At 38.2% G+C, this 13,105-nt stretch carries 11 protein-coding genes; 1 reads left to right on the forward strand and 10 read right to left on the reverse strand.

Going from position 1 to position 13,105, the window contains the following annotated elements; genetic code table 11:
• The first annotated feature begins 214 nt into the window (after positions 1-214).
• A complete protein-coding gene (locus tag L877_RS0102570) occupies positions 215-1,579 on the forward strand; it encodes a sodium:solute symporter family protein (RefSeq protein WP_026834761.1) in 1,365 nt (454 codons plus the stop codon).
• A gap of 249 nt (positions 1,580-1,828) precedes the next feature.
• Here L877_RS0102570 and L877_RS14030 read toward each other — a convergent pair whose 3' ends face one another.
• The 10 genes from L877_RS14030 to L877_RS0102620 form a co-directional block, all read right to left on the reverse strand.
• Complete coding sequence (locus L877_RS14030; RefSeq protein ID WP_156922966.1) at positions 1,829-1,984, reverse strand: hypothetical protein; 156 nt, start codon at positions 1,982-1,984, stop codon at positions 1,829-1,831.
• A 302-nt stretch (positions 1,985-2,286) separates the two neighbouring features.
• Positions 2,287-2,724 (reverse strand): hypothetical protein, encoded by a 438-nt coding sequence (locus tag L877_RS0102575; protein WP_026834762.1) that lies wholly within the window; start codon positions 2,722-2,724, stop codon positions 2,287-2,289.
• 15 nt (positions 2,725-2,739) lie between these two features.
• Complete coding sequence (locus L877_RS0102580) at positions 2,740-4,428, reverse strand: serpin family protein (protein ID WP_026834763.1); 1,689 nt, start codon at positions 4,426-4,428, stop codon at positions 2,740-2,742.
• 28 nt (positions 4,429-4,456) lie between these two features.
• A complete protein-coding gene (locus L877_RS0102585; RefSeq protein WP_026834764.1) occupies positions 4,457-7,897 on the reverse strand; it encodes a DNRLRE domain-containing protein in 3,441 nt (1,146 codons plus the stop codon).
• A gap of 161 nt (positions 7,898-8,058) precedes the next feature.
• Positions 8,059-8,664 (reverse strand): class I SAM-dependent methyltransferase, encoded by a 606-nt coding sequence (locus tag L877_RS0102590; protein WP_026834765.1) that lies wholly within the window; start codon positions 8,662-8,664, stop codon positions 8,059-8,061.
• Positions 8,657-9,520, reverse strand: coding sequence for a Rossmann-like and DUF2520 domain-containing protein (locus tag L877_RS0102595; protein WP_034784921.1), 864 nt, complete (start codon positions 9,518-9,520; stop codon positions 8,657-8,659). The genes L877_RS0102590 and L877_RS0102595 overlap by 8 nt, the downstream gene beginning before the upstream one ends.
• Before the next feature lie 2 nt (positions 9,521-9,522).
• Positions 9,523-9,951, reverse strand: a complete 429-nt coding sequence (fabZ, locus tag L877_RS0102600; protein WP_026834767.1) for a 3-hydroxyacyl-ACP dehydratase FabZ — start codon at positions 9,949-9,951, stop codon at positions 9,523-9,525.
• A 75-nt stretch (positions 9,952-10,026) separates the two neighbouring features.
• A complete protein-coding gene (gene fabF / locus L877_RS0102605; RefSeq protein ID WP_026834768.1) occupies positions 10,027-11,262 on the reverse strand; it encodes a beta-ketoacyl-ACP synthase II in 1,236 nt (411 codons plus the stop codon).
• Positions 11,259-11,993, reverse strand: coding sequence for a 3-oxoacyl-[acyl-carrier-protein] reductase (gene fabG, locus L877_RS0102610; protein ID WP_026834769.1), 735 nt, complete (start codon positions 11,991-11,993; stop codon positions 11,259-11,261). The genes fabF and fabG overlap by 4 nt, the downstream gene beginning before the upstream one ends.
• Positions 11,994-12,152: 159 nt before the next feature.
• Positions 12,153-13,088 carry an ACP S-malonyltransferase gene (locus L877_RS0102620; protein ID WP_026834770.1) on the reverse strand — a complete coding sequence of 312 codons (936 nt, stop codon included), beginning with the start codon at positions 13,086-13,088 and terminating at the stop codon, positions 12,153-12,155.
• Positions 13,089-13,105: the final 17 nt, after the last annotated feature.

A 13,105-nucleotide genomic window follows, 5' to 3' on the forward strand; every position in this document is an offset into this window, starting at 1 on the left:
AATAGGCATGCCCCTCACGCTTTCTCAATCAAGTCTCTCCCCATCTCGGGGCATGCCAAATCCTTCTTTTTCAAATAGGCATGCCCCTCACGCCTCAATTAACAAAGAATAATAATAAAATCTCCCTTTTTGTTAGCCTACTTTATATTTTGGGTTGACATATCTTTGTGACTATGATATTCTAGTTTAGGATTTTAAACTTTAGGAGGTTATCATGAACATAATATTTTTAATCACACTTTCTATCTTCTTAATTCTATTAATCGGAATAGGAGTGATGGATTCAAAAAAAACAAGAGATTTTAAAGCTTACTCCACAGCTGGAAAAAATCAGTCGCTCTCCGCGGTAGTTATGACATTACTCGCCACAACAATTGGCGCATCCGCCACTGTAGGAGTTGCAGACACAGTAAACCAGATAGGCTTTCCAGGTATCTGGTGGCTTTTATTCGGAGCAGTTGGACTTGTTCTTCAATCTCTGCTAATATCAGAAAAAGTCAGAGCAACCGACGCCGACACTTTGCCAGATTTAGCCAGAATTACAGTTGGACGCAGCGCTGAAATCATCATCTCCCTAGTTATTGTCATATCTTGGATTGGCATAATTGCAGGACAATTTGTAGCTATGAATGGTATAATTACCTTCGCCACAGGAATGGACAGCAAAGTTCTTTATGCCATTGTAGCCGCTATAGTTATCGTCTATACATTCATGGGTGGACAGCTTTCTGTCGTCAAAACAGACAAAATCCAACTCATATTTGTTGTACTTGGATTGGTTGCCTGCCTTGCATATCTATATATATTCAAAGGGGATAATAACGCTGCAATTGCCTCAAATATTGAGTTACTCAACGCTAATTATGGGCCTATAAATCTCATAACTCAATTCTTCGTAATAGGAGGGGTTTACTTCCTTGGTCCAGATATTATGTCCCGCAATCTCATCTCAAAGGATGAAAAAACAGCCAAGAAATCGGCACTATTATCAGGAATTATCTTCATCGGTTTTGCTCTCGTTGTCACATTAATTGGCCTCTGGGTAAAGATAAATGTTCCCGCAGAATCAATGGGCAAGCTTGGAGCACTGATGTATGTTATATCTATCGTACCAAAGCCACTGAGCATCCTCATGGGTCTATGCCTACTTGCTGCAATCCTTTCCTCAACAGATACATGCCTGATTAATGCATCAACAATTCTTGTAAAGGATATTTTCAAAAAAGACGATGTGAAACTAGTAAGAATTGCCGTTACGATACTCGGCGCGCTTGCCCTTGTAATGGCGCTGAGTGGACGTGGAGATATATTAACACTATTAACTGGTGCATATTCTGTCTATACTCCAGGTGTTATCTTCCCACTATTAATCTCCATATTATGCTACAAAAAGAAGAAGTTAAACAAGGGTCTTTGGATCAGCGGAGTGATTGTCGGAGGCGTGTGTGGCTTAGCCGGAACATACTTTGGAAACACTTTAATATCTGTTGGAATCCCAGCTATCCTAATAACAAATTTGTCTTTAATTGGAATGGGATTATCACTGATTTTTAGTTGTCTTTCGATCAAGAATGAGTAAGACCAGCAATATGCGTTTATTGTTTTACGAACGATGTGAGTAAGACCAGCAATATGCGATTCCAATAATATGGGGGGTGTTGCACCATCGGTTGGACGTCTTTTACGGAAAATTTCTTGGATACTCCCTTTTTTGCCGTACCATGCTCTCTTATTCAATCACTCGTTCAGCAATTCTATCTCCATTTACGGAAATTTCTTTGAATTTCTTAGTTTTTTCCGTACTTCTTCTTCTACTTGCATTCTCTGTTCAGCCCTTTTTTTTTAAGAATACGGCTAGATTTCTTGTTCCAGCCATTCTAGCCGTACTGACCACCATAAATGTCGTGACACAGTTTCCCCAGTTCCTCAGTACGGCTAGATTTCTTCTTCTCGCCATTCTAGCCGTACTAACCACCAAAACCACCGCATCACCCTCTCCCCGCCAGCTCTCACGGTCCTTCCTCCCACGATATAAACTTCATAACAAAATACAAAATGGCAGAACTGGGACACATTTATTTCCTTTGAGAGCCGCATAAATTTTAAAAAGTTAAAATGGCTTTTCAACAGGGCTTAGATAAGTGCGCCTTTTTCTGGAATACATGCTTGTTATCAAAAAAAATTAGGATAATTCCCTTGATTTTAGACTAAAAAAGGAGCTGCACACTAACGATTTTTAATCGTTAATGCGACAGCCCCTCTGTATAATCTTATATAAATAAGACTCTATCTCACCTCAACTACAAACACTTCATTTTCATCGAGATGATCGCCTGAATTATTGGAAAAAATACTATCATTTATCTCATCAAATGATACATCCTTTCTGTTGGACAGTACAACATATGTTGTATTTCCACTGGAATTCGGCATTTGACCATTTAAAGTAATTCTGTACTTAAATTTTTTCCCTTTTACTACCCATTTCCCACTGTCAGTGAAATGATACTCATACATAACTCCATTATCATCAGGTTTATAATTAATTTCTGAAGAAGAAGTCTCAATAATCGTTGCAGGAGTCACCGTTTCCAACTTATCCTGTTTTTCTACTGTTGCTGAATTCTGCTCATGTATTTGAGCATTTCCACCTTTTCCACAGGAACATGTTACCGCCATAATAAAAGATACAGACAACATAATACATATAGTTTTTTTGTGCATTTTGAATTCTCCTAATTATTCTTTTACACTATTTACAGCTCCAACAAATACTGGTATTCCTGTTGAACTCTGAACTATAGCATATACAAATGGTCTGTCGAGCTTAACGTTATAAGTTTTTCTCTCCTGGACCTGGGCTGCTGAACCAGGCACAGATGGCATCACTGTAACTGCTGCAGCTTTTGTTCCATATTGATCAACCTCTATATGAGTTTTGTGTAATACTCTGCTGAAGAACAAATTTATACTTGGATTAACGCATGTTGCAAGATTTGAAAAATCAGAATCTGTCGCACTAAACATCTTGTTAAATCCCATAGTTCTCAATGCACCTTTCACATCGGATGAGTAATCATACTTGAACTCCGGAATTTCTGATACTACAATTGCGTCTTCTCCCCCATTATATATTTTAGTCAACTCGTCATTTTCTATTGATTCAATAAATGTTGTTGGAGTCACGCCTTCTTTAGGTAAAATCGCCATGAAATCATATTTTCCACCTTTGTATTTCTTGGTAAATCCTGTAAAAAGCTGTCCTGAAATATACTTTGTTCTTTCGGAACATTTTAACATAGTACATTCTTCAGTTTTTCCAAGCGAATTTTTGAATGTAGAATTCTTCAATATCTGGCCCATTTCTTCTTCGTATATTTTAGCCCACTCACCTTCAAAAGCAAGTGCATTTACCAAGCACAATACTTCATTATCATCAAACTGATCAAGCGTTCTAGGAATCATTCCATTGGTCTTGTCTTTTATCCAATTATTGACTTTATCAACAGTTGAACTGTCAAACGGCTCTGTAAAAGATTCTGCATCAAATGCAGTTTTACTACTATTCAAATAATTATCTGTGAAATTCCATCCACTTCCTGACTTTAACCAAAGTGAATTAGCTGATGAGAACGCGAGATTAGCTGAATTTCTAATATTCCTATTAGATGTAGCCAACTCACGAGTAAAGTCCTCTAATGTCATATCTCCGCACAAAGAATTCTTCATTTCATCCAATGTTCCATTAGCAGCACCATTAGCCGCCATAGTCATCGCAGTTAAAATCGATGCCGGAGAAACTAAGGTATTCTTACCATTTTTCACATCCTCACTCATCGAAAGTTTTGCTAATTGTCCCGCAAAAGAAGATGCTTGTTTTATAAACTCTGGAGATATAGTTTCTTCATCCTCCTCAAGTTTATAATCTCTCAATTTGGGTTTCTGCGAAGCCGTAGCCTCCGGTGTGGCAGACACAGTTTCTGGCGTTACACTAGCCATTGCTGGTGTTGCTGTAGATGGCATTGGTTTTTCTGTCACTACAGCCTTAGGAGCATTGGTACTATCTTTGCTTGCATTTGCGTTAGACTTACTCTTAGATTTCACTGTAACCTTGCATGTAAGTTTAGTTTTACCGGCTTTACATGTAACTTTGGCTGTTCCTGCTTTTTTCCCAGTAATTTTGATTGAAAATTTTCCGCTCTTTTTGACTTTAATTAACTTCTTTCCCTTCTTGACAATCCACTTAATCTTTTTCTTGTAATTCTTGAGTTTCAATGTCTTAGATTGTCCGACTTTTATACTAATCTTGGTCTTACTTAATTTGACTTTAGCTTTTGCTTCTATCGGTCCTTGAATAGGTAATAAAGTCGAAACACAGAGTACTGATACAGCAAGCGCTGCTGCAACCTTTCTTTTTTTATTAATCATAATAATCACTCCTTAAAAATTTTTTATTTTAGTCTTCACATAATAATTCAAATTTATTTCCAACATATTCTTTAACATTATTAGATTTTGTAGCATAACGCTTCTCAACTGTTGTTTTATGTTCTTTTGAATCATTATATGTAACATCCAACTTTGTTCTTCCCTCACAAATACTTATTTCAGATACAGCAGAATTATCCATACTGCATGATATACTTTTATTATAATCTGCAACTGTCAATTTATATTTTCCATTCTTTCCAAGAACCTTGTATTTTCCAATTGGAACTCTATACAAGATACTCTTATTGTAAGGACATCCCATTTTAGTAACACCAGTGATCTTTTCTATACTTTCTCCCTTCTCATTACATATTTGAACCTGTCCCTCACTAGTATCAACCCCTAAAATAATCCATTCCTGAATACCAGGAATCTGTGATGGATTTGATGCATTTCCGCTAACATTATTCCAAATTGTTGAAAAATAGCTGCCATGTCTATTGCACAAATCATCCATATCATAGAGCCCAGCAAAATTATAATTTCCATATGAAAAACTACTAAAGTTTTGAGTAACACTTGCATGTCTTGTCTCCCCTGGGTAATTAGGATCATATAAATCAATTGTGTATGTTCCATTCTGTTCTTGATGAACACCAATAGGAACTACTGCATGTGCAATTACGTTTGATTGATTATCAACATAATTGATATACATGACATACTTATTTCCCAATGAATTATTCTGCAAATATGAAATAATGTTTTGGTAATTTCCAGCGGTAGCTTCATAAGGGGCTCCCCAATATGCTATTCCTGAAAGAACAATTTGACAATACTCAATTAACTTCGTTTGTCTATCATCTTTCTTTCCCCTTGGAATTTCTAATGAAAACACCCTATTAACATTCTTATCTATGTTAGATCTAATTTGAGTAAAATTCCAATATGATGATTTAAAGAGAACTGAGGAAGAACACATTCCATAACAACTTCCGCCCCATTGGTTACCAGAATTATAGAGAGTCGTTCCTAGTATCTCTCCAAAAAGTTCCGTATACCTTTGCAAAGGAATTGCGTAACCACTTGGATACCCAAAACTATATGATGAATTTGAAAAGCAATATCCATTCTCCTCAGGAATAAACGCAGATGAATAGCAAGCCTTCTCACCTCTATGAAAAGTTCTTGGAACAATTTGTATGCTAGCCACTTCCGCTACTGATGTATTTCCATCTTTTAGCAAATCCTTATTCCATTTTCCTTCAACAGCTCCAACCATTCTTTTTGTCGCATTATGTTCAATATTGTACCTTGCTCTGATACTAACATCCGTCCCACGCATAGTAAAGTCTGTCAGCTTATTGGTTTCTGACCCGCCTACTAGCGTAACAAGTGAATTCTTTCCTATGTTTCCTTCACTATAGCCCCCATTTTCAAGGTCTGCCCTTACGTACACACTATGTTTTTGTTGCATATACGGATCTGCAAACTGTGTGCCGATTGATATTATTTCATTAACGTCATTAGTATGCAAACCAAAACTTGAGCCATCATAATATCCAGAAGTAGTTACTGTTCCAGTTGACATATTTTTATATTTTAATCTATATTTTAGTTTTGGAACCAATAGTGCCTCAACAGCTGATATACAACTCGAACTCCCATAATCACCTGCTTGCTGTTCATTTAAAGCCCATCCAAGCCATCCTTTTCCAGGAACATATACTCTATAATATATATCGTAGTACGAAGACTCGGCACCAGAGTTATCAGTTGCTTTCATCTTAATCGCCTTTACATACCCGCTATCACTAGTATTTCCAGCAGTACTTCCACATGACACCCAATTTGTCCATGCATTGTTTTTATATATCATATACTTAACATCACCAATGTTATAGTTATTGGAATCAAGATCCATCTGTATCGCTCTCATCCTTGATGACGTAGTTGAACCTCCTGCTCCAAAACCATCCTCTGAGTATGCAGTCCAATTCCCGTCATTTTTGTATATCCTATATGATAAATGCGGACATTCATCACAATCATCTCTATCATAATATACTATAGTAAGCTTAGGTACACCACTTCCATTGTACGAGTGACTATTGTAAATCCATGTGCTTTTAGTTGATGTAACATTGGTATCATCTTCAGAATCAGTCATCTCGAATCCATAAAAGGAGTTACCTTCTAAAATCCTCTCATTCATTGAATCCGTGTTTAAAGTAAAATTCTTTGACCCTCCACTAGACAACGTCATCGAAGCAAGCACACCATTTTCTCTTATTGGCTGATTCGCATATGTTAATGTCGATGTATTCCATGCACTATTTACTTGCCTTATATTTACATTGGAAGAAGAATCTGTCTGTGATACGACTAGAGCAAGCGTGGCACTATCTATATATTTTCCTGTCAGAAGCGATTCTAGACCTTGAAATCTTATATACGATCTACATACATCTTGATTAGTATCTCGTTTTCCAACACACATTATCCTCGTATTCGCTATTGTATAACAGCTATTTGGTGTCGAGGAACATACATATGCAGATACCATATCAGATATTGAACTTTCATCCCATACAAGAGATGGATCCACAGAAACTGGGTAACTCATCTTATCATAAATTTCAGGTGAAAGAATCACTCTCAATTTATATAGATATTGATTTGCTTGCTTCCCTTGAAATGTTATTGCATACCTACACTTTTCTGAATAACTTCCACTTGAATCCACGGCATATGCAAATGGAATCCCCCCTACAGTTTCTCCTGTTTTTTCATCGAAAAAACAAAGACTTTCTCCTTCTTCCATGATTACTTGTTTATTAATATCCTTTACTGGCTTGCAGCTTTTTTGAGATCCAACCAGCACTCCGTCCATCTTTAGTACAAAATCTATTGATTTCTTCTTTTTTTGTAATTTAATAGTTTCTTTTAATCCTTCATTCAGAGATTCATATTCATAAATTATTTCTTGGGATTTGCCGGAATATCTTACTTTCTTTTTGCCTTCTAAATCATATGTATATGTTTCTTCAACAGGATACATTTCAACTCCATATCCCTTGAATACACTTTTTACTGGTGTGTTTTTTTCAATTTCATTTGGAAAAAATGACTCTTTGTCACTTAAAGTGGTTTTAAGAACATATTCTTCTTTTTCATTATGTACCTTTTTCAACGAACAATCATAATCTTTTAATGTACCATCAATATCTCGAAATCTTATATTTTTTGAATATATTTCAGCTCTCTTTTTCCCCTCTCCTAAATCGAATACAGTCATGTTTCCTGTTTTTTTTATACATTTTTCCTGTGTACTATTACTTTGACCTGTTTTGTTCTCTGCTGCACTGCTCCCTTTTTCTTCAACAACGCTGATACTTAATAGGATTAATAACACCAATCCCCAAAATACTCCTTTTCCTATCTGTCTGTGCGATTTTATATCCATAAAACCTCCTCCTTTCTATATACTACCCCGAAAGTGAATATGGATAATCTTACATACACTATATATCTTTTTGTTTCTCTTGTCAATAATGAATTTCGAGACATTTTGGAAATACTTGACATAACGAAAATTCTAGGGGAGCTGTCCCTCATCTCAGAGGCTTACACATGCTTTTTCAATATTTCATTTAACCAATTAACTTCCCTATCTCTTCTCACATCTCTCGAAGTCCACTCATCTTTTATCAACAACTTTTTCCCGTATATTCTTACGTACTCATCGAATACTTTACCGAATCCCTCTTCATCTAAATCTGTAAAGTACCTACCGTCTCTTTCTCCCTCAAAATTCCCATACTTGAACGAAAGGTATATCGCACCACCTGGACGGAGAGCTTTCTCAAGTATAAATAACAATTCCGGAATACGTTTTTTTTCAACATGAAGAACCGACGCACATGCCCATATCCCATCAAATCGATTCACATCATCAATCTGAAAAAAATCCATACATCTGACTTCACATCCTGCATAAGCTGAAGCCTTCTCGCATAACTCCGATGAACCATCAATTGCCGTTACATCATATCCCATTTGCATAAACGACTTTGTATCTCGACCAGATCCACATCCGAGATCTAGAATACTTCCGTTCTGCGAAATATTTTCCAAGAATTTCTTTTGTAGCGGCGACACATCTACATCGACAGTTCCTGCGATAAAATCCTCAGCATTTTCATCATAATAACCAAGTGTTAAATCAGACATTTATCCCCCTCCTGTTCACTATTTTTTCCATTTCACTATAATCCCTATCAGGGTTTTTCTTCTTTGAAATTTCCACCAACTTTTCTGCCAAGCTCAGATATGCATTTTTTTCTATCTTTCCAAGGCACTCGATATGCTTAATAACAGTCCCTATATCATTCCTCTCAATTGGCCCGGTAAGAGCTTCCACTGGCGATGTCGACAACATATTATCTATGTTATTTTTCACCAATGGCTCTATCAACTCACGAGCTGATTTCTCGTCAAAGCCACAATCTATTAACATATCAACTCCCATTTGATACAGTCCAATCATCATATTGCTGACAACAGAAGCCGCAGCGTGGTACCTAATTTTAGTCTCCGGTCTGATGATATTAATTTTGTTTCCTAGTCGTGAAAATATTCCGCCAACAACATCCTGTGCAACTTTATCTCCCTCCACAGTAAAACTCACTTTTCCCATCCCCTTGTAAGAATTCATCTTATCACTAAATGCATACATAGGATGAATCGAGCAGGCATATGCACCTTTCTCTTTCCGCCCCGCAAATAGCTCTGATGAGAGTGAGCCACTAAAATGACAGAATATTTTACCTTCTATATCATTCACTATTATTTCTTTCCAAACCTCCGATATAGCTGCATCACTAGTTGTTATAAATATAATATTACATTCAGATAAGAGCATCTGAACTGAATCAAATGCTCTTGTATCTACAAATTCGGCAGCAAATCTTGCACTATCCAAAGACTTGCTTGCATAACCAACAATTGTATTCCCGCCTAGAGCAAGGTACTTTCCAACAGAACATCCTACCTTGCCGGCACCTATTATTCCTATTTTATTAGACATATTTATCCCTCGATTGCAAATGTCAATTCACATATTACTGCAACTTTTCCATCCACTGTCGCCTTAGCTTTACCGATACCAATAGGACCTTTTCTCTGAATAATCTCACACTCAAGAGTCATCACATCTCCAGGGATTACCTGACGCTTGAATTTGGCATTCTTAATTCCGCCAAACAGAGCTATCTTTCCTTTGTTTGCTTCTTCCGATAGAATTGCAACAGCACCAGTCTGAGCAAGAGCCTCGATAATCAATACACCCGGCATAACGTGCTTCTCAGGGAAATGTCCCAAGAACTGCATCTCATTGGCAGTGACGCATTTCACTCCCTTGGCGCTCACACCCGGCTCACACTCATCGATTCTATCCACCAACAAAAATGGATATCTATGTGGAATTATCTCCTGTATTTCATTTGAATTTAATTGCATATTTATTGCCTCCTTAGTCAAGTAATCCCGCAAATACACCAAGTCCGTGACAAAGTATACTTACGGGAAACTATATTAATCTTCGTATTTCTTACAAATAATAGATGCGTTGTGTCCACCGAATCCAAGTGAGTTTGACATTGCATATTTAATATCTACATTTCTTCCCTCATTTGGAACTATGTCAAGGTCACAATTCTCATCCGGAACTTTATAATTAATTGTCGCTGGAACAAAACCATTTTTAAGAGCAAGAACACATACGATTCCCTCAATTGCTCCACTTGCTCCAAGTAAATGTCCCACCATTGACTTTGTTGAGCTAACCATAAGCTTCTTAGCATGATCGCCAAATGCAATCTTGATGGCTCTTGTCTCACACTTATCATTGAGTGGTGTTGATGTTCCATGAGCATTAATATAATCGATATCCTCTGGATTAAGTGAAGCGTCTTTGACAGCTGCTGCCATACACTTAGATGCAATAGAACCGTCCTCAAGTGGTGCTGTCATATGATATGCATCGCAGTTTGTTGCATATCCAACAACTTCACCGTAGATCTTAGCTCCTCTTGCCTTAGCATGCTCAAGTTCCTCGAGCATAAGCATACCTGAACCCTCACCAATTACGAAACCACTTCTCTCCTTGTCAAATGGAATTGAAGCGCGATTAGGATCATCGGTTGAGTTAAGTGCCTGCATTACTGTAAATCCGCCAACACCCATGTTTGTTACGCAAGCCTCGGCTCCACCTGCCATAATCACATCATGATAACCGTCTCTGATATTGTGGAACGCCTCTCCAATCGCATTAGTTCCACCTGCACATGCTGTAGTCACACATGTACATATTCCATGGAATCCGTTCTGAATAGCAACTTTCGCTGCTGCCATATTTGAGATAGACATAGGAATAAAGAAAGGTGATATTCTCTCATATCCTTTATTCAAGCCCTTCTCAGTCTCGCTACAAATAGTTGAAAGTCCACCGATACCGCTTGAAACAATAACTCCGCATCTATCTGTATCTTCCTTAGAAACATCGATTCCTGAGTCTTTCATTGCCTCATCTGCAGCTGCAAGGGCAAGCTGTGTAAACCTGTCACATCTTCTTGCCTCTTTTCTGTCCATGTAATCCTCAGGCTTAAATCCCTTAACTTCTGCTGCAAGTGTAACCTTACGTCCTGTCGCATCATACTGGGTAATTGGTGCAATTCCACATTTACCAGCTTTAACTGCTTCCCATGTATCTGCTACTGTATTTCCAATAGGTGTCACAGCACCCATTCCTGTTACTACCACACGTCTCATATTGCTAATCCTCCATTTACACATAAAACTTGTCCTGTAATATAATTGCTGTCATCGCTCGCAAGGAATGACACAGCTCCTGCGATATCCTCAGGAGTACCAATTCTCCTCATAGGAATTGCCTTCTTAAATTCATCAAGCTGCTTCTCTCCAACCTGATTGAGCATATCTGTCTCAATTGTACCAGGTGCAATTGCGTTAACTGTAATCTGCTTTCTAGCCACTTCCTTAGCCAATGACTTGGTCATTCCGATTATACCGGCCTTAGTAGCTGAGTAGTTAACCTGACCAATATTTCCATTAACTCCGGCATAACTACTGATATTGATGATTGATCCACCTTTGTTCATTTTCCTAGACGCTGCGCGCATCATGTAAAATGGTCCTTTGAGGTTGACATCCACAACATCGGCAAAATCCTCATCAGACATCTTGAAAATAAGATTGTCCCTCGTGATTCCAGCGTTGTTTACAAGAACGTCAATCTTGCCATAGTTTTCAACCACCTCGTCGACAAGCTTCTGACACTCATCAGAATTAGCAACATCTCTCTTGATGCCTTCTGCTTTTACGCCCTCTTTTTCACATAGTTTGACTGTCTCCTTGGCAGCTTCTTCGTTTGATTGGTAAGTAAACACGATGTCAAATCCATCTTTTGCAAGACGCTCACAACATGCTCTACCGATTCCACGACTTCCGCCTGTGACAATCGCTAATTTTTTGTCTTCCATTTTCGCTCTCCTTTTACTCTTGTCGGCTCTCTTTCCGACATTATTTTTTTGAGTGTTACCACACACTCGACACCGACTTTCTCTCCAAAGTCGCTGCCAGCTCTTCTATCTATTATAAATGTAGTCCGGGACTCTCCTTCCCATTCCACAATAATAGCATTATCTGCTTGCCAAAAGATTCTTAATATCTTCTGCCGTCTCAATATTGTATGCTTTGACATCAACACCAAGTTTCTTTGCAGTCTTCTTGAGAAAACCAGTAAGGGCCTTTCCAGGACCAATCTCAATAAACTCATCAGCGCCCCATTTTATCAAAGTTTCCAAATCCTTCTCCATGCGAACACTGTTCTGAACCTGCTGGCACAATACTTCCTTCACATCTTGACTATCCTTGTCATAAAACTCTCCGGTCAAGTTAAGGGCAACCGGTATAGTTGGTTCATTAAACTCGAGGGTTGCAAACAATTCCTTTAATTTATCTGCAGCCGGAGTCATATAAGACGTGTGAAATGGTCCGCTAACCTTGAGTCTGATTGCTCTCTTACAACCCTGTTCCTTGAGAATCGCCTCTGTAGCCGCCACGGCTTCCTCATCTCCACAAATAACATACTGGCCCGGGCAGTTGTAATTGGCAATCTTAACAATTCCATCGCCCTTCCACTGTGCGCAAGCCTCTTCAATTACTTCTGGTTCCATGCCCATAATGGCACTCATACTTGTATTTATTCCCTCTGCGGCATCTCTCATGGCTTTTCCACGGTACTCAGTTATATTAATATATGTCTTTGCATCCATCACACCTGCTGCATGGAGTGCTCCATATTCACCTATACTAAGTCCACAAGCTGCATCAGGTTCAATTCCATTGGCTTTTAATACTGCCGTTACACCTGCTGCAAACCCAGCAAGACATGGTTGCGTATATTCTGTCTGAGTCATCTTCTCCATCGGACCATTTTTCATCAAATCTCCGAGATCAAATGAAACCTCCGCATTATCAATTACATTTCTATATTCTTCAAATTCATCGTAGATATCTTGTCCCATACCTACTTTCTGGCTTCCTTGACCAGCGTATAAAAATACTGTCTTCACAACAATACCTCCATCTG

The sequence above is a fragment of the Eubacterium xylanophilum ATCC 35991 genome (assembly GCF_000518685.1).
GTDB classification, from domain to species: domain Bacteria; phylum Bacillota; class Clostridia; order Lachnospirales; family Lachnospiraceae; genus Eubacterium_F; species Eubacterium_F xylanophilum.